Source organism: Bradyrhizobium sp. AZCC 2262 (assembly GCF_036924535.1).
Lineage (GTDB): Bacteria > Pseudomonadota > Alphaproteobacteria > Rhizobiales > Xanthobacteraceae > Bradyrhizobium.
Window position 1 is genome coordinate 7,629,137 of sequence record NZ_JAZHRT010000001.1, and the last position, 21,777, is coordinate 7,650,913.

The 21,777-nt window shown below is 62.7% G+C and carries 19 protein-coding genes; 9 read left to right on the forward strand and 10 right to left on the reverse strand.

The genetic code is table 11. The features are described from left to right. Positions 1-5 precede the first annotated feature (5 nt). Positions 6-953, forward strand: a complete 948-nt coding sequence (locus V1283_RS35805) for an AAA family ATPase (protein ID WP_334391304.1) — start codon at positions 6-8, stop codon at positions 951-953. A gap of 7 nt (positions 954-960) precedes the next feature. Beyond that, complete coding sequence (locus tag V1283_RS35810) at positions 961-2,337, forward strand: vWA domain-containing protein (RefSeq protein ID WP_334391305.1); 1,377 nt, start codon at positions 961-963, stop codon at positions 2,335-2,337. A gap of 6 nt (positions 2,338-2,343) precedes the next feature. On the opposite strand, the gene V1283_RS35815 is transcribed toward V1283_RS35810, so the two are convergent. Genes V1283_RS35815 through V1283_RS35825 form a run of 3 tightly spaced genes read right to left on the reverse strand, consistent with a single transcriptional unit; the run spans position 2,344 to position 6,418 of the window. Further along, on the reverse strand, positions 2,344-4,575 hold the full coding sequence (locus tag V1283_RS35815) for a xanthine dehydrogenase family protein molybdopterin-binding subunit (protein WP_334391306.1): 2,232 nt from the start codon (positions 4,573-4,575) through the stop codon (positions 2,344-2,346). Next, complete coding sequence (locus V1283_RS35820; protein WP_334391307.1) at positions 4,572-5,069, reverse strand: (2Fe-2S)-binding protein; 498 nt, start codon at positions 5,067-5,069, stop codon at positions 4,572-4,574. Before V1283_RS35820 ends, V1283_RS35815 begins: the two co-directional genes overlap by 4 nt. After that, positions 5,066-6,418, reverse strand: a complete 1,353-nt coding sequence (locus tag V1283_RS35825) for a cytochrome c (RefSeq protein ID WP_334391308.1) — start codon at positions 6,416-6,418, stop codon at positions 5,066-5,068. Before V1283_RS35825 ends, V1283_RS35820 begins: the two co-directional genes overlap by 4 nt. 243 nt (positions 6,419-6,661) lie before the next feature. Here V1283_RS35825 and recQ point away from each other — a divergent pair, with 243 nt between their 5' ends. Then, positions 6,662-8,524: a DNA helicase RecQ gene (gene recQ, locus V1283_RS35830; RefSeq protein ID WP_334391309.1), complete on the forward strand. Its 1,863-nt coding sequence runs from the start codon at positions 6,662-6,664 to the stop codon at positions 8,522-8,524. A gap of 12 nt (positions 8,525-8,536) precedes the next feature. Here the strand turns inward: recQ and V1283_RS35835 are convergent, their stop codons facing one another. Continuing rightward, positions 8,537-9,550: a 1-aminocyclopropane-1-carboxylate deaminase gene (locus V1283_RS35835; RefSeq protein ID WP_334391310.1), complete on the reverse strand. Its 1,014-nt coding sequence runs from the start codon at positions 9,548-9,550 to the stop codon at positions 8,537-8,539. A gap of 162 nt (positions 9,551-9,712) precedes the next feature. On the opposite strand from V1283_RS35835, the gene V1283_RS35840 reads away from it, so the two are divergent. After that, positions 9,713-10,177: an Lrp/AsnC family transcriptional regulator gene (locus V1283_RS35840; protein WP_334391311.1), complete on the forward strand. Its 465-nt coding sequence runs from the start codon at positions 9,713-9,715 to the stop codon at positions 10,175-10,177. 103 nt (positions 10,178-10,280) lie between these two features. After that, positions 10,281-10,856 (forward strand): hypothetical protein, encoded by a 576-nt coding sequence (locus tag V1283_RS35845; RefSeq protein ID WP_334391312.1) that lies wholly within the window; start codon positions 10,281-10,283, stop codon positions 10,854-10,856. A gap of 142 nt (positions 10,857-10,998) precedes the next feature. Here the strand turns inward: V1283_RS35845 and V1283_RS35850 are convergent, their stop codons facing one another. Continuing rightward, positions 10,999-11,268, reverse strand: a complete 270-nt coding sequence (locus tag V1283_RS35850; protein ID WP_334391313.1) for a hypothetical protein — start codon at positions 11,266-11,268, stop codon at positions 10,999-11,001. Between the two features lie 474 nt (positions 11,269-11,742). On the opposite strand from V1283_RS35850, the gene V1283_RS35855 reads away from it, so the two are divergent. After that, positions 11,743-12,051, forward strand: a complete 309-nt coding sequence (locus V1283_RS35855; RefSeq protein ID WP_334391314.1) for a hypothetical protein — start codon at positions 11,743-11,745, stop codon at positions 12,049-12,051. Between the two features lie 100 nt (positions 12,052-12,151). Here the strand turns inward: V1283_RS35855 and V1283_RS35860 are convergent, their stop codons facing one another. Further along, the gene (locus tag V1283_RS35860; RefSeq protein WP_334391315.1) at positions 12,152-13,354 is read right to left on the reverse strand and encodes a S1C family serine protease; all 1,203 of its coding nucleotides are present in this window, start codon (positions 13,352-13,354) and stop codon (positions 12,152-12,154) included. Positions 13,355-13,682: 328 nt separating this feature from the next. On the opposite strand from V1283_RS35860, the gene V1283_RS35865 reads away from it, so the two are divergent. Both V1283_RS35865 and V1283_RS35870 read left to right on the forward strand, forming a co-directional pair. Beyond that, on the forward strand, positions 13,683-14,909 hold the full coding sequence (locus tag V1283_RS35865) for a glycosyltransferase family 87 protein (RefSeq protein WP_334391316.1): 1,227 nt from the start codon (positions 13,683-13,685) through the stop codon (positions 14,907-14,909). A 266-nt stretch (positions 14,910-15,175) separates the two neighbouring features. After that, a complete protein-coding gene (locus V1283_RS35870) occupies positions 15,176-16,156 on the forward strand; it encodes a Bug family tripartite tricarboxylate transporter substrate binding protein (protein ID WP_334391317.1) in 981 nt (326 codons plus the stop codon). A gap of 58 nt (positions 16,157-16,214) precedes the next feature. On the opposite strand, the gene V1283_RS35875 is transcribed toward V1283_RS35870, so the two are convergent. From V1283_RS35875 to V1283_RS35885, 3 genes are all read right to left on the reverse strand, one after another. Beyond that, positions 16,215-16,844 carry a tetratricopeptide repeat protein gene (locus tag V1283_RS35875; RefSeq protein ID WP_334391319.1) on the reverse strand — a complete coding sequence of 210 codons (630 nt, stop codon included), beginning with the start codon at positions 16,842-16,844 and terminating at the stop codon, positions 16,215-16,217. Continuing rightward, positions 16,816-17,037, reverse strand: a complete 222-nt coding sequence (locus V1283_RS35880) for a hypothetical protein (protein ID WP_334391320.1) — start codon at positions 17,035-17,037, stop codon at positions 16,816-16,818. Before V1283_RS35880 ends, V1283_RS35875 begins: the two co-directional genes overlap by 29 nt. A gap of 89 nt (positions 17,038-17,126) precedes the next feature. Continuing rightward, the gene (locus V1283_RS35885; RefSeq protein ID WP_334391321.1) at positions 17,127-17,783 is read right to left on the reverse strand and encodes a FecR family protein; all 657 of its coding nucleotides are present in this window, start codon (positions 17,781-17,783) and stop codon (positions 17,127-17,129) included. Positions 17,784-18,087: 304 nt separating this feature from the next. Here V1283_RS35885 and V1283_RS35890 point away from each other — a divergent pair, with 304 nt between their 5' ends. Beyond that, complete coding sequence (locus V1283_RS35890) at positions 18,088-20,655, forward strand: VCBS domain-containing protein (RefSeq protein WP_334391322.1); 2,568 nt, start codon at positions 18,088-18,090, stop codon at positions 20,653-20,655. Positions 20,656-20,703: 48 nt separating this feature from the next. Here V1283_RS35890 and V1283_RS35895 read toward each other — a convergent pair whose 3' ends face one another. Beyond that, on the reverse strand, positions 20,704-21,747 hold the full coding sequence (locus tag V1283_RS35895; RefSeq protein ID WP_334391323.1) for a Bug family tripartite tricarboxylate transporter substrate binding protein: 1,044 nt from the start codon (positions 21,745-21,747) through the stop codon (positions 20,704-20,706). Positions 21,748-21,777 lie beyond the last annotated feature (30 nt).

The window sequence follows — 21,777 nt, forward strand, 5'->3', positions numbered from 1 at the left end:
ACCCCGTGGCTGATATCAGGCCTTCGGCCTCGATCGAGGCAGTGGAAAGCGGCCTTGCAGCGCAAGGCTATATTGCGAGCCGCCAGATCGCGACTGCGGTCTATCTGGCGCAGCAGATCGAAAAACCCATTTTGGTCGAAGGCCCCGCCGGCGTCGGCAAGACCGAGCTTGCAAAAGCGATCGCCGCCTGGCGCGGCATGAAGATGATCCGCCTGCAATGCTATGAGGGGCTCGACGAAGCGAAGGCGCTGTACGAGTGGAAATACGCCAAGCAGCTTCTGTACACGCAGATCCTCAAAGACAAGCTCGGCGAAGTCCTCGGCGGCGCTCCGACGCTCGAGGCCGCGCTGAACCAGCTTCACGATTTCGGCGACGTGTTCTTCTCCAAGGAATTCGTCGAGCCGCGCCCGCTGCTGCAGGCGCTGGAGCAGCCGGCCGGCTGCGTGCTGTTGATCGACGAAATCGACAAGTCGGACGCCGAATTCGAATCACTCCTGCTGGAAATTCTCAGTGATTTCCAGGTGACGATTCCGGAACTCGGCACCGTTGTCGCGGTCGCGCCGCCGACCGTGATCCTGACCTCGAACAGCGAACGCGATCTCGGTGACGCGCTAAAGCGGCGCTGCCTGCATCTTCACATCGGCTTCCCCGAACAGAGGCTGGAAGAGCGGATCGTCGAAAGCCGGGTGCCCGGCATTTCGCAAAATCTGCGCAAGCAGATGGTGAGCTTCATCCACGAGGTCCGCTCGCTCGACCTGAAGAAGCTGCCGTCGGTCAGCGAAACCATCGACTGGGCGCGTGTATTGGTGCTGCTGCAGGCTTCCGAGCTTGGCCACGAGGTGGTCAAGGATACGCTGAACGTCCTCCTGAAATACGAGGCGGATATCGAGGCCACCATGCCTCAGGTTTCCACCTTCATCGCCAAGGCCTCGCGTCAGAACGTCTTCGGATAGACAAGCGATGAGAGAGAACCTGCATCGCTTCTTTCGTGCGGCGCGGGGCGCGGGGGTGAGACTCTCGCCGGCCGAAAGCATCGATGCGATGCGCGCCGTCTCCAAGGTCGGCTTTGCCGACCGAACGGTCCTGCGGGATACGTTTCTGCTGACGCTGGCCAAGACGCAGGACGAGAAGAAGGCGCTCGGCGATTGCTTTGATCTGTTCTTCGATCAGCCGGAGCCGCAGGCGCCGCCCGAAGACGGCAAAGCGGACGAGCAGGATCCGTCCGGGTCTAATTCAGCCGCCGATTCGCCCGGCGATTCCAGCGGCAGCGACGAGCAGGCCGATGGGCTCGGCCAACTCGCCCAGATGCTGCTGGCGCAGGACCGCAACCAGATTTCGGCGGCCATCGCCAACGCTGCGAGCGCGGCCTCGCTGTCCGACATCCGCTATTTCACGCAGCGCGGCATCTTCTCCGGCCGCATCCTCGACCAGATGGGCATCCAGCGCCTGCGCGACGATCTCGACAATCTCGCCGCGACCAACCCCGCCCTGGCCGAGCGGCTGACCAACGCGCTGGACGGGCTGCGCGGCACGGTCCGCGACACCGTCTCGCAGGCGCTGATGCTGTACGGGCGCGAGGAAGCCGAAAGTCTGCGCAACGAGATCTTGCGCAACGCGCCGCTGTCGCGGATCGAGCCGCGGCAGGTCGAGCAGATGCGGCATCTGATCCGCCAGATCGCCCGGCGCCTGCGCGAGCGCTACTCCAAGCCGCGCAAGCGCCAACGCCGCGGCCATCTCGACGTGCGCCGCACCATCCGGCGAAACGCGGCATGGGGCGGCGTGCCGTTCCTCACCGCCTGGAAACGGCGGCACCGCGACAGACCGAAGATCGTCGCACTCTGCGACGTCTCGGGTTCGGTGGCGCGGGTGTCGGATTTCTTCCTGCTGCTGATCCACAGCCTGCACGAGGTCGTGGACGACGTCCGCTCGTTTGCGTTCTCTGGACACCTGATCGAGGTCAGCGGGATCCTGGAATCGAAATCGCCGGAAGAGGCGATGGCCGAGATCATGTCCAAGGTTGGCTTCGGCTCGTCCGATTACGGCAATTCTTTCGACGACTTCGAGCACGGATGGATGAACGCGATCACACCACAGACCACCGTGATCGTGCTCGGTGACGCCCGCAGCAACAATCTCGATCCCCGCGCCGATATCCTTCGCCGCATCGCCGAGCGGTCGAAGCGGGTGGTCTGGCTCAATCCGGAAGGCCGCATGGCCTGGGGCTGGGGCGATTCCGAAATGCCGCGCTATTCGACCTTCTGCACCGTGGTCCGCCAATGCGCCACCGCAAAGCAACTCGAACGCGCGGTGTCGGATATCGTGGCGAGCTATCAGTAGGCGCCTTCACGCATCGATCGCCTGCTTGATGCGCTTGCGCGTCAGCGGCAAATTCCGCAGCCGCCTTCCCGTGGCATTGGCGATGGCGTTTGCAATCGATGCCGCCGCCGGCCCCTGCCCGGTTTCGCCGCTGCCGAGGAACGGCTGGCCCGGGCGATTGATGATGTGAACCTCGATGCTCTCAGGCACGGCATCGAAACGCAGGATCGGATAGGTCTGCCAGTCGATGCTGGTTATCCTGGTGTCGTCGAAGCTAACGCTTTCGTACAATGTCCAGCTCATTGACTGCACGATTGCGCCTTCGATCTGGTTGATCAACCCGTCCGGATTGACCACCTGCCCGCTGTCAACCGCCGCCACCGCGCGGATCAGACGTGGACGACCGGTCTCACGATTGACCTCAACCTCGGAAGCAATGGCGCAGTAGGCCGCCAGATTCTTGTAACGCGCAAAGGCAAAGCCGAAACCGCGATCCTGCGGCGATGTTTGGCCGGCCTTCCACCCAAAACTCTGCGCAGCCTTTTCGATCACATCGCGACCGCGCGAGTCGTCGAGATGTTTCAATCTGAATTCGACCGGATCGGCACCGGCGAGCGTGGCGAGTTCATCCATAAAGCTCTCGATCGAGAACACATTGTGGTAGGCGCCGAGCGCACGCATCGCCGAAATCCGCAACGGCATCGCCGGGATGAAGTGATGCACCACCCGCGCGTTGGGAAAATTGTAGAACGGGATCGCGTTACGATCGCCGCCGCCTTCGGGCAACGGCAACGGTCTGGGCGCCGGCAAGGCAAACGGCTGCGCCATGTGTTGCGCCGCCAGCATCGATCCGGCGCCGCCCGGCCGCATCGAATGGGTGTTGCTGAAAACCTCGAAATTCCAGTCCGCGATCTTGCCGTTGCCGTCGAGCGAGGCTTTCAGTTTGGTCACCATCGCAGGGCCATATGGTTCCCAGGCATGTTCCTGCTCGCGCATCCATTGCACGCGAACGGGGCGGCCGGGCAACGCGCGGGCGATCAGCGCGGCGTCGGCCGCGGCATCGTCGGCGCCATTATGGCCATAGCAGCCGGAGCCTTCGACATGGATCAGGCGAACGCTGGCCGGAGGCATGCGCAGCATTTCGGCGATGCCCTGACGATCGGGATAGACGCCCTGGGTATGCGTCCATACGGTCATCGCACCGTCGACGAATTGCGCCACGGCGCAGGATGGTCCGATCGATCCATGCGCCTGATACGGCCGCGTATAGATCGCCTCGAGGGTCTTCTGGCCGGTGGCCGAGGCATTACTCCGCTCGAAGATGGTCGTGTTCTGCGACGGCAGGCTGGTTAACACCGCGAGCAGGTCGTCCTGCTTCGGTAGACTCGCGGTCTCCTTCCACTTCGTAGCGGCAGCAAGCGCGTTCATCGCCTTGATCGACTGGAATTCCTTTTCCGCGACCACAGCAAGGAAATTGCCGTCACGCACGATTTTGACGACGCCGGGGAGCTTCTCGACGGCGGAAGTGTCGCATTCGGTCAGTTGCGCGCCATAGCTCGGTGGGCGCACGACACGGGCGTGCACCATGCCGGGCAACCGCATATCCTGGACGTAGGCGGCGCCACCGGTAACCTTGGCCGGAATATCGACGCGCGGCACCGACTGGCCGATCACCCTGTATGTCGCCGGGTTCTTCAACTTTGACTTGGGCTGCGCCTGCACATGCAGCATATCGCCAGCAACGAGCTCCCCATACGACAGGCGCTTGCCATCCGGCGCGATCACCGCACCGTCTGCCGTCCGCAGGTTTTCGACCGGCAGATCGAGCCGCTTTGCTGCTTCCGCAACCAGCAGTTCGCGCGCCTGTGCCGCCGCGTTCTGGATCGCAGTACCGCTGTCCTTCATTGAGTTGCTGCCGGACGTATAGCCCTCGTTGGCGGTAACTTTGGTATCGGCGGTGACGACCTTCAATGACCCGAAGGCCACATCGAGCTCTTCGGCGGCAATCTGCTGAAACGCCGTCTTGAAACCCTGACCGAGTTCGGCCTTGCCGGTGAATACGGTAATGCCGTCATCGGCATCGATGCGGATCCACGCGTCGAGATAGGGCGACGTTTTCAGGCTACCGGGCGGGCTCGGCGCGGGCGCCGCCGGGGCATCCTGTTGCTGCGCGAAGGCGCCTGTGAGCGAAAAGCTGACGATCAGCGCGCCGCCGCCTGCCAACACGCGACGGCGATCGAGAATAACGGGGGCGTTCATCGGGCGCTCCTGCTGGCTGGAGCGGAGGCATCCGCCGTATCCATGAGTCTTGCGGCCCGATGCACCGCGCGCAGGATTCGCATATGGGTGCCGCAGCGGCACAGATGCGGTTCGAGCTCGGCGCGAATCTGCTCATCGGTCGGTTTGGAATTTCTTTGCAGCAGGGCCTGCGCCCGCATCATCATGCCGGCGATGCAATAGCCGCATTGCGCCGCCTGCTCTTCCATGAAGGCGCGCTGGATCGGCGCGGGCTCCGCGATCGTGCCGAGACCTTCCAGCGTCGTCACCTGCTTTCCTTCGAGCAGCACCATCGGCGTCACACAGGAGAGCACCGCCTTGCCATCGACAATTACCGTGCAAGCGCCACATTGGCCGAGTCCACAGCCGAACTTGGCGGCGTTGAGCTTGATGTCCTCGCGCAGCACGTAAAGCAGCGGCGTATCCGCCTCCGCATCGACCTGATGCTCCCGGCCGTTGACCTTCAATGTCATCATGGCTTGTCTCGCTGCATGGGATCGGCGGGCGCGTTGCGTGGCCCGGGCGATGTCTGGAGAAATACGGTCTGCGCGCGGCGCGCGTCCTGAACTGTCTTGTCAACGCCGGTCCATGCCGGCTGGTTGCTGAACCGCGCCCGCAGATAATTCAACAGGGCCGTAGCCTGTTCATCATTCATGCTGACGGCAAAGCCCGGCATGATCGGGCTGCGCTCGCCTTCCACCGCGCGGACGCCCGACAGCACGATGTTGGCGAGGTTGCGCGGGTCGGGACTTGAGATCGCGGTGCTGCGTCCGAGATTGATTCCGCCGTAGGGAAGCGGCCGGCCGCTTTCATGGCATGACGCGCAGGCCGCGGCATAGATCGACGCGCCAGCCGCGTTGGCCTGCGCAGCCGTCTTGCCCTGTGCCAGCGCCATCTCGCCCTGCCCCTTGCGATCCGCCGCAGGCGTACCGGACACGCCGGCCATATAGACCGCGATGGCGCGAACATCGCTCGACGGCACCGACGACAGATTGCTGACGACTTCCGCCATCGGCCCGCGTGCGGTGCCGTGATCGGGATGAAAACCGTCGCGCAAATAGGCGAACAGAGCGTCGGCGGTCCAGGGCACCGGTGAGTGCGATTGATCGTTGAGCGCATAGGCGTGCCAGTTGTCGACATCGCCGCCGGCAAACTGCGCGCTGTTGCGTTCCGCACCCAGCGCGTTGCGCGGCGTGTGGCAGGCGCCGCAATGCGCCAGCCCTTCGACCAGATAGGCACCGCGGTTCCATTCAGCGCTTTGCTTGGGATCGGGCTGATGGGTGTCGTGACGAAGGAACAGCAATTTCCACCCGGCAATGGCGAACCGTTGGTTGAACGGGAAAGAAAGCTGGTTTTCGCGCGCCGGCGCACGAACAGGCTGCCGTGTCATCAGGAAGGCATAAAGCGCCCGATCGTCTTCATCGCTGACATTGGTGAAGTGGTCGTATGGGAATGTCGGATAAAGATGCTGGCCTTCACGATTGACGCCGGACCGCATTGCGCGCTGAAACGCGGCCTCCGACCATCGCCCGATTCCCGTCTCCGGCTCCGGCGTGATGTTGGAGGAGAAGATCGTGCCGAACGGGGTCGGCACCGGCAGACCGCCGGCAAAGTTCCTGCCGCCGCGCACGGTATGGCAATCGTTGCAATTGCCGATCGCCGCCAGATCCCGGCCCTTTTTGACGAGGGCGGCATCGAAGGTCTGCGGCGCCGGAGGATCGATCGTGGCAAACGCCGGCCGCCAGACGATCGCAAAGGCTGCCGCCACGGCTGCAATCAGCACGACCGCGACAATGCCCGCGATGATCCGCGCCGATCTCGTCATGCGCTCCCCTGTGTTTATTGTTTGGGTCGTGTTCTAACACAAATCTCCCGCCGACGTTTCGCCCATGAGGGCGCCATTCACCAGTAGTTGACCCCTCCTGGCTGCCCTGAAATGCGCCGCGAGAGCATCGAATCAGGCATGGACTTGCCATGATCTTTTTGGCCTACTTGGCCTCATCGATTCCGCCGCATCTGCCTCAAAGCCGGCTGCCGCACGGCCACTAACCGGACGACCTCACCCCTTATGCCTGCCCCCGCAGCCCGCAACCGTGTCTCCGGCACCACCCCTGACGCGCTTTCAGTGCTGAATTCCGTGTTCGGCCTGCCCGGCTTCCGCGGCGAGCAGGAAAAAATCGTCCGGCACGTGACGGACGGCGGCAATTGCCTGGTGCTGATGCCAACCGGCGGCGGCAAATCGCTGTGCTATCAACTGCCGTCCTTGCTGCGCGAAGGCTGCGGCATCGTGGTGTCGCCGCTGATCGCGCTGATGCGCGACCAGGTCGCGGGACTGCTGGAGGCCGGCGTCAACGCGGCGGTTTTGAACTCGACGCTATCGTTTGACGAAGCCTCGGAGGTCGAGCGGCGGCTGCTCGCTGGTGACCTCGACCTGCTCTACGTCGCGCCGGAACGGCTGCTGACACCGCGCTGTCTCTCGTTGCTGGGACAGGCCAATATCGCGCTGTTTGCAATCGACGAGGCGCATTGCGTGTCGCAATGGGGGCACGATTTCCGTCCCGAATATATCGGCCTGACCGTGCTCGCCGAACGCTTTCCCAACGTGCCGCGCATCGCGCTGACCGCGACTGCCGACGAGATGACGCGCGAGGAGATCGTGACCCGGCTCGGGCTTACAGGCGCACCGAGCTTCATCTCGAGTTTCGACCGTCCGAATATTCGTTATGAGATCGTCGAAAAGCAGAATGCCCCGGCCCAGCTCAAGGCCTTCATCAGCGAACGCCACGCGGGCGACGCCGGCATCGTCTATTGCCTGTCGCGGTCCAAGGTCGAGGACACCGCGGCAGCCCTGACCAGCGCCGGCATTCCGGCGCTACCCTATCACGCCGGCCTCGACGGCAGCGTTCGTGCCCGCAACCAGGATCGCTTCATCAACGAGGACGGCGTTGTCATCGTCGCCACCATCGCGTTCGGCATGGGCATCGACAAGCCGGACGTGCGCTTCGTGGCGCATCTCGATCTGCCGAAAAGCATCGAAGCCTACTACCAGGAGACCGGGCGTGCCGGGCGCGACGGCAAGCCATCCAGCGCCTGGATGGCGTATGGCCTGTCCGACATCGTGCAGCAGCGCCGCATGATCGATGAATCCACCGGGGCCGAAGCGTTCAAGCGGGTGTCGATCGGCAAGCTCGATGCGCTGGTGGCGCTGGCGGAAACCGCCGGCTGCCGGCGCAGCCGCCTGCTCGGCTATTTCGGCGAGGCCGTCGCCGGCACCAATTGCGGCAATTGCGATAACTGCCTGTCACCGCCACAGCTTCGCGACGGCAAGGTCGCCGCGCAAAAACTATTATCCTGCGCCTACCGCACCGGGCAACGTTTCGGCGCCATGCACCTGATCGACGTGCTGGTCGGCCGCATGACCGAGAAGGTCACGCAATTCGGCCACGACAAGCTGTCCGTGTTCGGCATCGGCGGCGATCTCAACGAAAAGCAATGGCGCGCCGTGATCCGCCAAATGGTCGCCATGGGGCATCTCAGGGCTGACAGCGAAGCCTTTGGCGCGCTGAAACTGACGGAAAGCGCGCGCGGCGTCCTGAAAGGCGAGACGGAAGTCATGCTGCGCGAGGCGGCGCCCGGCGCGCGCATCCGCGCCAGCCGCGCCAAATCAAGGCGCGGAGATCTGGCGCCGCGCGCCGAGACAAAACCCGCCGATGCCGGCCTGCAGGCGGCGCTTCGGGCATGGCGCTCCGACATCGCCCGCCAGCGAAGCGTGCCGGCCTATGTCGTGCTGCACGATTCCACCATCGACGGCATTGCCGCCGCGCGTCCAATGACGCTCAACGAGCTGCGCAACATCCCGGGCATCGGCGACAAGAAGCTCGAACATTACGGCGACGAACTGCTCGCACTGGTCCGAGCAGCCGACGCGTAAGCCCGCCTCACTTCATCCGTTGCGGAAGGTGTAGGCATATCCGTTGATCGCGGGCGCGCCGCCGAGATGGGCATAGAGGACCTTCGAGCCCTTCGGGAAGTATCCCTTGTTCACGAGGTCGATCATGCCCTGCATGGATTTTCCCTCGTAGACGGGATCGGTGATCATGCCTTCGAGGCGCGCGCACAGCCGAATGGCTTCCTTGGTCTCTTCTGAGGGAACGCCGTACGCCGGGTAAGCGTAGTCTTCGATCAGCACACAATCGTCCTCGACGATCTCGCGGCCAAGTTCAACGAGACCGGCGGTGTTGCGGGCGATGTCGAGCACCTGGGCCTTGGTCTGGGCCGGGGTGAAGGAAGCGTCGATGCCGATCACCTTGCGCGCGCGGCCGTCCCTGGCAAATCCCACCAGCATGCCGGCATGGGTTGAACCCGTAACCGTGCAGACCACGATATAATCGAAGGCGAAGCCGAGCTCCTTCTCCTGGCGCCTGACCTCCTCGGCGAAACCGACATAGCCGAGCCCGCCATATTTGTGCACGGAGGCGCCGGCCGGGATCGCGTAGGGCTTGCCGCCCTTGGCCTTCACATCCGCGATCGCCTCTTCCCAGCTTTGGCGAATACCGATGTCAAAACCTTCATCGACCAACTGCACATCCGCGCCCATCACGCGGCTGAGCAGGATATTGCCGACGCGGTCGTAGACGGCGTCCTCATGCGGCACCCAGCTTTCCTGCACCAGGCGGCACTTCATGCCGATTTTGGCCGCAACGGCGGCGACCATGCGGGTGTGGTTGGACTGCACGCCGCCGATCGAGACCAGCGTGTCCGCGTTGGAGGCGATCGCATCGGGGATGATGTATTCGAGCTTGCGCAGCTTGTTGCCGCCGAAGGCCAGACCCGAATTGCAGTCCTCGCGCTTGGCGTAGAGCTCGACCTTGCCGCCGAGATGCTGCGAGAGCCGCTCCAGCTTCTCGATATGGGTGGGCCCGAATGTGAGCGGATAGCGTTCGAATTTCTCCAGCATCGTCATCCCCTTTGGTGGTCCTGATCTCTCGGGAACGGCCGTATCACCGGGTACCAGAAATGTGCTCTCTAAGTTGTCGGATATCCTTTATGAATATTGCAAAGATGCCATAGCTGAATACTGTTTCATCCGCTATTTGATAAACTTCCGAGAGATTCTTTCATGAGCGGCCGGCTCGACCGCATCGACCTTAAGATATTGCGTTTGCTGCAGAATGGCGGCCGGCTGACCAATGCCGAGCTGGCCGAAACGGCCGGCGTCAGCGCCGCGACCTGTCATCGCCGGACCCAGCGCCTGTTCGACGAGGGGTTCATCTCCCAGGTCAGGGCGATGGTGGCGCCGCGCAAGGTCGGCAAGGGAGCGTTGGTCATGGTCGGCGTGGTGCTGGACCGCTCCACACCTGAAAGCTTTGCCGCCTTCGAGCGGGCAATCGCGCAACTGAAATTCGTGCTGGATTGCCATCTGGTGGCCGGCGATTTCGACTATTTCCTCAAGATCCGCGTCGGCGACATGGAGGATTTCAACCGCATCCATGGCGAACAATTGATCGCGCTGCCGGGCGTCCGCCAGACCCGGACTTTCTTCGTCATGAAGGAAGTGGTCGACAACGCGCCGCTCGATTTCTGATGCCCGTTGTGGCGCTGCAAAACAGGGCTATCCTACCTTGGCGCGCTTCCGGAATCCTGCGAGACTCTGGTCACACAGCGCGCCATGTCCTATCAACCGGGGCATGACCATGAAATTCCGCCGGCAGGCTTTCGCCCTTGCCATCGCCCTCATTGCAATGCCGGCTCGCGCCTCGGAAGAGCTTCCGCGGCCAGAGCCCGATACCATCATCTTTGCGATGATGTCCGGCAAGTGCAGGACGTTCAAGGTCGGCGGGCGGGATCTGCCCTGCCGGGCCGTGGCGTTCTCCCAGAACGAGGAAGGCAGGGCGAATTTCACGGTCGCGATCAACGACCCCAAGGACGACAGCCACATCATTACGTTTTCCGGTGACAACGGACGAAGGCCGGACCCCAACGTGTACGAGCTGCCGATCGACCGGATGCTGCTGAAATCCAAGGATCGGCCGAAGGCCGATGGCCTGCCGGTGCCGTCGATCGAATTGGCTACGGGCCTCTGTAGGCAGGCCGGGAATTTTGTGACACTTGAGCTTTCCAGCATCAGCTGCAGCGCCATCGACCAGAACGGCAAGAAATACGAACTGCAGTACCAGTCCGACGGTACACCCATGGCGGTGCGCCGCATCAAGCGGATGCGCGTCGGTAGCCCCGCGGTGTCGCCCTTCGACGATGTGAAATGAAGGGCCGACGGCGGAAAACCGACGGCGGCAGTGTCGATCCACGCTTGGCTCGCGACTGCGCGGACAAGTTCAGGCTAGCGTGAAAGTCCTCGCGGGGAGTGCAGGCGATCAGTCAGAGTCAAGCGATTGCCTTCATACGGGCTTACCGTGTGCCGCTTCGCTCGCGCCCGCCCTTCGTTGGCAGGATAGCGGTCGCGATCTCAAACGCGACGGCCCATCTCGGCTTTTCTTCCTCCGCGCCGGGCACGTTGATCTGAACGCCTACACCGTCGTTGATCGAATAGGACGCGGCCAGTGCGGCGGCTTCGAGGGCGGCACCGCGCGAATCGTAGACGCCACCGATCTTGACGTTGTCGGCAAATACCGACCAGCCCAGCGGCGCCTTCACGATTTCGAACACTGATCGTTCCATTAGCTCACCCTGTACCGATTCACCTGTATCGCTTCCGCCCCTCGCCTACGCGGCGAATCCTGGCCATGGGAGGAGCGTCGCGACGGGACGTGGGTTTGTCACCGGCGGCCTTCACCCACCCGGCGGAACCCCGCCACCCGGTCAACGAATTCAACGCCGGTGCAAGCGCGATTTCCTTCCGCACAGCATCGACAATCCGATCGAATTCAACTTCGCTCATCGCACGCTCCATTGCGCCAGGTCCGGCAATCTGCCGCCAGGACGATAAGAAGGACCGCGCTAAGCACAGATCGCCATGCAAGTTTGTTGTTTGAAGGCTCGCCTCCAGTCGCTTCGATGGCAAAAAAGGGCCGAAATCGGGAACGGCCGGATCGTACCCTGCGAAACCGGTGGCCTTGATGCCCCGTCGGTGCCCTCCCTTGGCCCAACTTGCCCGTTGCGTGCTAGATTCGGCTGCGAATCAGGAGAGTTTGCATGCCGGTAGACAGCGACAGCGCCATTGCGTGGCACCGCGCCCAGCTCAGGAAGCTTCGCGAGACCCTGAAGAACATCGAAACCGCGAGGTTCACGGTGGGCGAGCCTGCGCAATCGAGCAGGATCGGCAAAACGCAGAAGGCCATTGCCGAACTCGAGCAGAAAATCCGGCAGTCGCAGCACATCATCGCCGCCTATGAGCGGCAGACCCGGCGACCGCTCGCCACCGACCAGCGAAGCCTTGCGACCGTGAGATGGAGTGCCTGGAATGCCCAGGCCGCGCATAGCCGCGGCAGCAATTCGCGGTAAGCGTTGAGCCGCCGGGCCATCCGGCAGGCTCCGCGCCCAGCTTTCGAATTGGCGCATCCATCAATTTGGCGCGCTGCCGATGCGTTCGCCGCCGGGCGCCCTAATTCCTTGCAGTCTCTTTTTCTTTCGCCTTGGCCTTGCAGGAAATGAGAAACGTGAACGCCCGCGCATTGCGCGCGATGTCGGCGGTCTTCAACTCGTCCTTGGCGTCGGAGATCTGATACGGCACCACGCTGTTATCGAGAAAGTCCCGCAGCGCTCCGGTCTTGATGGCGAAATTGATGTTCTCGGGAATGTTGCCCGTGGCCCTCACGAATTTGATTGCGTTCAGTTTGGCCGCGACCACGCCGACCACGTCGCCGCTCGAGGCCAATAGCGGCCCGCCGCTATTGCCGGGTTGAACGGCCGCGCTGATCTGCAGAAAGCGCGTGTCGTTCAGGATGCCGCTGAGCGAGCTCACGATCCCGGTCGTCACCGTGAAATCGGACGTCAGCAGCCCATGGAAGGGGTAGCCGATCGCCACCACGCTGTCGCCGGACTGGATCGCCTTGTCCCTGATCCTGGCGATGTTCTTGAACGAGCCGGTAACCTGCAACAGGGCAAGGTCGTTGGTCTCGTCGCTCGACACCAACCGCAATTTGGCGGGCGCCTCGCCGGACAGATTGCCCAAGATGTCGCCGACGCAGCCCTGCACGACATGCGCATTGGTCACGAGGTGCCCGTTCGGGCTCACCAGAAAGCCGGTGCCCGTCTGGTCGAACTGTCTGTCGGGCTTGGCCGGTGCCGAATCCGGCGCAGCTGCCGTGGCGACCGGCTTGGCGGCGGGAAGGACCGAAAAATCGCCGGCGCTGGCCACACCCGATTGCCTGGTCTTGGCGACGCAGTTCGCCAAAATGGGCAACAGCTGTCCGGTCTGATCAAGGTTGAACTGAAACAGCTGCCCCTGTGTGTAGGCGGTCATGGCTTTTGCCCGTCGGAACTGGGCGATGAGCGAGGAATTGCTCGGCATCGGCACACGCACCAGCTTGTCGGCGATCGGAACGCCGTGAACATTGAACGGTTGCTGGCCGTCGAATGTCAGGGTCAGCGGAAACGCCGCGCCGGTCGTCAGCTTCCATTGTTCATGCATGAAGCCGAGGCTCCAGCCACCACTGTTGTCGATCATCACGAGAAAAAAGACACCGCTGGCGTATCGGGCGCCGGCTGCACAGTGCGTGAAAGACCCGGTCTCGTCGTTGGTATAGGCGCCGCCCTGCCAGTTGCCGACGCTGATCGTACCGTAGGGGCCCGCGCGCGTCCGCATTCGAACTGGCAAAAATCGTACTCAGCAAAACTGCGACCGCAGCAGCACCGCATTTCATAAGCGTTTTCCCCACAGGCCCAGGGTGAGCATATTTTGCTTTGCAACCAGAGTCCATTTGGACCGAGGGCGGGAGACCGAAATTTCCTGCCGCGGAAAGCGGAAAAATTGGCCCGGCATCGGTTTCATGCCGGGGGCGCGGCCCGGCCGCCGAAGCGCTTTCGTTAAGCTCTTTGCCGGATCATTCGGCACATCGTCGCGATCGTCGTAAGATCGACACCGATTCGCATCCGCCCGCAGCAAAGCAGCTCATCGCTTGGCAGGACAACGCATGGACTTGGCACAAGGCGGAGGCAATTTCGAGCAGAGGGACGCGCTGCGTCCACCCGCGGTCGTGCTGATCCCCGGCCTCCTGATGGCGTTTTACGTCTGGCTGAATCTGCTGACGACCATTCCATATCCAGGCAAGATCGGGATCGACTACAATACCCTCGGCACCGACTGGATGGTCTTCTACGGCGCGATCCGCTCGGTCCTCGATGGCAACGCGCCGCTGATCTTCGACGGCGATCGCTTCACCGACTTCCTGAACACGAATTTTGCCGGCTGGCTTTCCAAGCCGCTGGAATTTCGGCCATGGGCTTATCCGCCGAGCTTTCTGCTGATCCTGCTGCCGTTCGCGCCATTGGGATTCTTCGGCTCCTATGTGGCGTTTCAGGTCGTGACCGGCGCCCTGCTGGCGCTGGCGCTGCGATCGCGTGCGGCAGCCGCCGTGCCATCGCCCGCCCTGCTCGTGGCCGCGCTGGCTTGCCCGGCATCGGCCATCAATGCGATCGACGGTCAGGCCGTCTTTCTGGTCGCAGCCCTGATCGTCGGCGGGTTTGGCCTTCTCGAACGGCGGCCTTATCTCGGCGGATTGGTGCTCGGACTGCTGACGTTCAAACCCCAGTTCTGCATCCTGGTCCCGATCGCCTTGATCGCGGCCGGGCAGTGGCGCGCCCTGCTGGCGTCGGGCCTGTCGGCATTCGCAATGATGATCGCGAGCGGATTGATTTTCGGATGGGACCTGTGGCTGCGCTGGTTTCCGCTCATCATCGAGAATCTCGTCAGCCCGAGCGAGAAGTGGATCGAGTTCGGCCGCATGTGGGGCCACAGTGTCTACACCTGCGCGGTTCTGCTCGGCGCGCCGCAACGGCTGGCGTCGTGGATTCAACTGCTCGCCGTGCTCGGCGCAGCCTCATCCGTCATCATCGCGTTTCGATCGCGGTTGGGGACGAGGGAAAAGACGGCGCTGTTTCTGGCTGCGACGGTGCTCGCCGCGCCGCATTCCGGACCCTATGATGTGACGCTGCTGGTGATCGCGGCGGCGTTCTGGTTGATGTCGCGCGCCGCGCCGCTGCCGCTGTGGTGCTGGACGCTGGCGTTCATGATCTGGCTCCTGCCGATGCTGAGCCCGCCTTTGATTTTCCCCGTGGCCAGGATCGCCCCGCTCTTTCCGGTGCTGCTGATCGTGCTTCTGCTCCGTCCCGGCGTATCGGCCTCGGTGCACGGACGATAGGAGCGAAGGCCGGACTTCCCGGATTTTCATCGGCAGAACCGTGTGCCGAAAACGGGCGGCAGCATGACCGAGGGGAGCGGCTAAACGTCCCGGCTCTGACCCGCGTTCGGCCCCTCATTTTAATGGATCACGTGTGGCATCTTGCATACGGTGGAGCCCCGTTGCTCTGCCCCTTCCGCGTTTAACACCGGAACCAGGGAGGCAAAAAAGACAATCACGCCGCCGATAGCGGCCCGCCCAATTCGCAATAGCCGGAGGAAAATACCGTGAAACCAAGAGTTGTCCGGTGCGCACTGTTTGCACTTATCGCGGTCGTTTTCGCCGTGGCCGGCCAGGCCCAGGCCCAGACATGGCCGGACAAACCGATCACCTTCATCGTGCCGTTCGCGGCCGGCGGCGGCACCGATGCCTTTGCCCGTCCGCTGGCGGCCCAGCTCGATGCCCAGCTCGGCAAGCGCGTGCTGATCGAAAACCGCGCGGGCGCCGGTGGTACTGTCGGCGCATCGGCGGCCTCGAAGGCCGCGCCTGATGGCTACACCTTCTTCATGGGCGCGGCGCATCACGCCATTGCACCCTCGCTCTATCCCAACCTCGACTACAACATCGAGAAGGACTTTATCGCGGTGGCGCTGATCGCGCGGCCGCCGCAGGTGGTGGTGGTCAATCCGGACAAGGTCGCCGCCAGGACGCTCGCCGAGTTCATCGCCTACGCCAAGGCCAATCCGGGCAAATTGAACTACGGCTCCGCCGGCGCCGGCACCACGCATCATCTGGCCGGCGAACTGTTCAAGGTCCTGACCAAGACCAACATCCAGCACGTCCCCTATCGCGGGGCCGGCCCCGCGATGCAGGATCTCATCGCCGGCCACGTGCCTGTTGTGTTCGATGGGCTCGGCTCGTCGGCAGCGCCCGTCAGGGCGGGACAGTTGCGCGCACTCGCCGTCGCCGCGACGAAACGCGTGCCGGCCTTCCCCGATCTTCCGACCGCCGCGGAAGCGGGCCTCGCCGGATATGAAGTGTCGACCTGGTACGGCCTGTTCGCACCCAGGAATACGCCGCCGGCGATCGTCCAGCAGATGGCCAAGGAGTTGCAGAAGGCCATGCAGACAGCAGCCATCAAGGAAGCCTGGGAGCGCAACGGCTCCGATGTCCCTGATGTCGCCGGTCCCGCGTTTGCGAAAATGGTGTCCGCGGAAGTCGATCGCTGGCGCAAGGTCGTGACGGAAGCGAACGTGAAGCTGGATTAGCCCAGTAGATCAGGCGCGGCATCGTTTCACGACACGTTCGCCGCACTGGGATCGCTGACTAGCTGCCGTCGCGCACGCCATAGCGCATGAAGTCGTCATCGATTCCGGCGTGGATGATCTTTGCCGCGGAAATATCGGCATCGCCGCCAGCCTTGTCGCCGTTCTTGAGCCTGGCAAGCCCGCGCCCATAGAGCGCAGTCGCGAGCTTTGGATCTGCCCGTAGCGCGGAGCTGAAATCATCGATCGCCGCACCCGCCTGTCCCATCTTCAGGTGAATCAGTCCACGCGAGTCATGGGTGGCGGCATCGTTCGGCCATGATTGCAGCACCTTGTTGCAGTCCTCAAGCGCCGCCTGTAACGAGCCGAGGATGGCACGGGTCCAGCAGCGTCCGCTCCACGCGGCTTCCAGATTGGGCTCAAGGCGAATGGCCTCGTCGTAGTCCCGCGTCGCGCGATCGTATTCGTTCTTTTTCAGGTAGACCCCGGCACGGTTGACGAACGCCCTGCCGTAGTTCGGATTGAGCTTGATCGCCTGATCGAAAGCTTTGAGGGCAAGGTCGTATTCGCCTTTCCTCAAATAAGCCGCGCCGCGGTTGTTGAAGGGCTTGGCGAAAGCTGGATCGAGCTTGATCGATTGATCGAAATCCAGAATGGCCCGATCAAAGTCTCCCTTTGCCGTATTGGGCATTGCCGCGATTGTTATAGGCAATGGCAAGCGCCGTCGTCGTAGCTTGACCGGAATCGATGAGCGCCGTGCAACCGTCGATCCGGGCTGCAAGCGATGTGCGATCCGAGCCGTTGCACCGCGCGACATTCCCCAAATAGTCGCTCTTCTTCGGGCTCTGCGCGGCAGCCGGTGACCCCAGCAGCAACAGCAGCAAGGCAAGCGCAGGCGCTACGCCGTGAATAATGCGCCTGCTCGCACTCAATTCCATGTCAGGCCTTCCGATGTTCGAACCAGAGAACGGGCCTAGCATCCTCGACAGATGTTCAGATTTGACTTGGGAAAAGCCTTTTGGTCCGGCTGCTGCGCCGCTGGCGCGCCCGGCTTTCGCATGACGCTGCTCTTGCCCTCTTCAATCAGCGTGGAAAATCTGACCGTCCCGTCATCGGAAATTTCGACGCGCGGCGTGGTGCCTCGAACGCCCATGGTCGCGACGGGGGTGTCGATCTTCATATCGCCGGTCTTCGCGACTTTGCCGGCGACAAAGGTGAAGGTTCCCTTGGTCAGGTTGACCAGGCTGGAATTGGACGTACTATTTGGATCGTACACGAACTCGTTCAAAACCATGCGCGCGTTGCTCGACAGGTTGAAGGAAGTGCCGTCGGTGAAGTTGATCCCGGCCTTGCCGTCGGCGCCGGTCGCAACCGCATCGCCCTGATAGACGAGGTCACCTACTTTGGCCTGAGCAGCCTGACCTGCGGTGCCCACCTGAATGACCGGCGTGCTCGCGCGTTCAATCGTGACCGAGCCCGTGGCAACAACGACTTTTCCAATCGGCTTTGACGCGACATCCTGAACGGCGGGTTTGGCGGAATCGCGTTGCGCGTGCGCCGGCGCGCCGAAAAGTCCGGCCGCCGCCAGAACGAAACCTGCCACCCATACGGCAATCGCACGCGTGCACATGACCCCCCCTTTCCCGAGAAGATCTTGTCCGAGAGACCGCTCACTGGCGCCTTGAATCGTCGGCCAAGGCGACGTTGGACCGCAACATTAGACCCGATGTCGGCGGAAGGCATCATCCACCGCCCTATCAAAAGTATTACATCTTTTGAGCCTAATGCCTAACGCCCATGAGTTGGGGTAGTTTGGAACGGGAAATCTCGGCAACCAGCCTCTGCTGGCGGCGCGGAGTATTTTGACCTTTCGGGCTGGGCAGAGCCAGACGACGAAAAAATGCATGAGGTAGGTGGCAGGCGGGGTTAGAGCCATGCTCGTCAGATCCCACGACGAGACGGGGGACGAACGGAAGGCCGTTGCGGCCCCGCTTCCCCGAACGATCGGCAACGTTCAGACCGCGGCCGGTTCCGGCCCCCTCCCGCGTGCGATCGCCACTTCCGCTCAAGCAACGGCTGCCGATCCGCGAAACCGCAGTGCCGCCGGCGGATTCGGCCTGCTGTCGCTCACAGCACTGACCTTCTCGCTTGTGAAGGAGGTCCAGGCCGCCGATCCGAACGTCACATTCCTGGACGACGGCAACATCTCCTACAAGGACCTCGAACATGGCGCCTTCGAGCTCGTCACCAAGGAGCTGATCCCCCGATACTTCCTCGTTGAGGATCCCGGACAGACCGTCGCCTTGCGTCCGCAAGGTTCCTCGGTCAGCGTCAGTCAGACCACAAACTCCGCTGCGCGAATGGCCGAATTGCAGGCGGCCCAGCAGGAGGCGCTCGCCACCTTCGAGAAAGGGATGGGGTCAACCGGCTCGAGCACACCTCCGGCTCTCGAACAGTTACCCGTGCAGCCGATCAATTTCACTCCGATTGACAATTCCGCCCCAGAGCAGGATTTGCCTGTGCTGCCCGGCTCGATCTTCGCCTCGGTCCCGGAGACCATTCTCGGAAAACTGCCGCCTCCACCGCCGACGCCGCCGACGTTGAATGCGATAGCCGGGCCGACTGAAATCGACACCACGGTCTTTGACGTCTTCACTGCGACAAACGGCACTTTCCTTGCCAGCAGCCCCAGCAGCGGCGCGACGCTGACCTTCGGCATCAGCGGGGGAACCGTCGGCAGCACCGTCATCGCTGGCCGAACCTACGATGTGTCAAAGGCTGGTCCTTACGGCACGCTTTACGTCGAGAGCACGACCGGCGACTATACGTTCGTTCCGAACAATGACGCGATCAATGCGCTTGTTGCGCCGACCACCACGGATTTCACGATCACCGTATCCGACGGCACGCTCTCGGCCAGTCAGCCCTTTACGATCGCCATCAACGGCACCAACGACGCGGCCGTCATCTCGGGCGCCACCCATGGCACGGCGATCGAGGCCGGCGGCGTCGCCAACACCGCGCAGGGCGCGCTGAGCGCCACCGGGATGCTCAAAAGCGCCGACGTCGATGATGCGCCCAACACCTTCACGGCGGTCAGCACGCCGACCGAGAGCGCGCACGGCTTCGGCACCTTCACGATGACGAAGGCCGGCGTGTGGACCTACACGGTCAACGATGCCAACAGCGCGGTGCAGGCACTCAATGTCGGCGACACGCTGACCGACTCCTTCACGGTGACCAGCATCGACGGCACCCCACAGGTGGTGACAGTCACCATCAACGGCGCCAACGACGCAGCAGTCATTTCCGGCGCCACGACCGGCTCCGTGACCGAGGACGGTAGCACCAAGTGCGACCTGCCGATCGCGACCGGCATGCTCACCGCTACCGACGTCGACAACGCGCCCGGCTTTACGGCGGTCAATTGCCCGACGGCCAGCAATGCCGGCTATGGCACCTTCACGATGACGGCGGACGGCGTGTGGACCTACAAGCTCGACGACGACAATAGTGCGGTGCAGGCGCTCAATGTCGGCGACACGCTGATCGACACTTTCAAGGTGGCCTCCCTGGACGGCACCGCGCAACTGGTGACGGTTACCATCCATGGCACCAACGACGCCGCCGTCATTTGCGGAACCAAGGAGGGCTCGGTCATCGAGGCTGGCGGCGTGGCCAATTCCGTATCCTGTAAACCGACCGCGACCGGCACACTCACCGACACTGACGTCGACAACACTCCCAACACCTTTACGGCGATCGATACGCCAAAGGCGAGCACGGGCGGCTATGGCACCTTCACCATGACGACGGATGGTGTCTGGACCTACACGCTCGATAACACCAATTGCAAAGTGCAGGCACTCAATGTCTGCGACAAGCTGACCGACTGCTTTACCGTGACCACCATCGACGGCACACCGCAGGTGGTGACGATCACCATCAACGGCGCCAACGACGCCGCCGTTGTTTCTGGCGCCACGACCGGCTCGGTAACTGAAGCTGGCGCTCACACATACGGTACGCCGATCGCGACCGGCACGCTCACCGATACCGACGTCGACAACACGCCCAACACATTCACAGCGGTGTGTGCGCCGAAGGCGAGCGCGGGCGGCTATGGCACCTTCACAATGACGGCGGATGGCGTCTGGACCTACAAGCTCGACAACGCCAATTGCGAGGTGCAGGCGCTCAACGACTGTGACACGCTGACCGACTGCTTCAAGGTGACCACCATCGACGGCACCGCACAGGTGGTGACAATCACCATCAACGGCGCCAACGACGCGTTCCACTTCAAGGACAAGATGTCCGACGTAAGAACTTCGGATGTGATCGATCCTGCAAAGGACATCCCGGCATCGATCAGTTCCTCCGAAAACGCTGCAGGAGCCAGTGCGGCGCCAGCGATTTCAGAGGCAGCCCAAACGATCGAACTGTCTGCACAATGGCATCACTTGTCCGGCAGTCACGCGCAACACGATCTGATGGTGTGACGGAGCTGCGCCGGTTCCAGCGCGGCCGTTCGACGCCGCACGAGACAGCTACTTCGCTTCGCTCGCCTTGATCCCAGAGCTTTCAATAAGCTTGGCCACACGTGGCAGGTCGGCGGCGAACAGGCTGGCATGCGCCTCAGGCGTCAACTCCTTGTCAGGGAATGGCAAGGTTCCGAGCTGCTTCAGCTTCTCCAAAAGCTCCGGCTCGGCCAGCGCCGCGCGGAGTGCCGAATTCAGCGCATTGATGGTCTCCTTGGGCGTGCCCTTCGCCACGTAGAGCCCATGCCACATCGAGTAGCTGACCTCGGGCATGCCGAGTTCGGCGGTGGTCGGCACATCCTTCAACTGTTCAAGACGTTGCGGCGACGTAATGGCGATGCCGTGCAGTGTTCCGGCCTGGATCTGCGGCAGCGCGTTGGTCACCTGATCCCACAGAAGATCGATCTGCCCCGCCAGCAGATCGCCGATTGCGGGAGCCGATCCGCGATAAGCCACGACCGTCGGTTTGAAGCCGAGCACATTGCCCATCATCACGGCGCACAAATGGCTGTTTGTCCCGAGACCGCCATGCGCGAAGTTCGCCTTGTCGCCCTGCGCCTTGATCCAGTTCACATAATCCTTCGGTCCCTCGCCGGGGATCGACTTGCGGCCGATCAGGACCATCGGCGCATTGTTGACAAGGCCGACCGGCTCGAACGCCGTCTTTGTATCGTAGCGCAGGTTGATGAAAAGGCTGGGCGCCGCAAGCAGTCCGACGTGATTGATCAGAACCGTGGAGCCGTCGGGAGCCGACCGGGCGACGCGATCGTTGGCCAGCGTGCTGCCGCCTCCTACGACGTTCTCGATGATGATGGTCTGACCGAGTGTGCGCGACATCCGCTCGCCAATGAGACGCGCTACCGTGTCCGTGCCGCCGCCGGCCGCGTAGGGAACCACCATCGTTATTGTCTTGGGATTCGATTGCGCGTGGGCCGGCGCCGAAAGGAAGGCAAGCAATACACCGAGGCCGACAAGCGCACTCCTGCAAAGCGGATTGATCACGACGGCATCCCTCCCCTTGTCGTTATGACGCATTCTTGCTGACGCGTTCATTGGCGAGCCCCCGCCGCGCTCAAGCAGCCT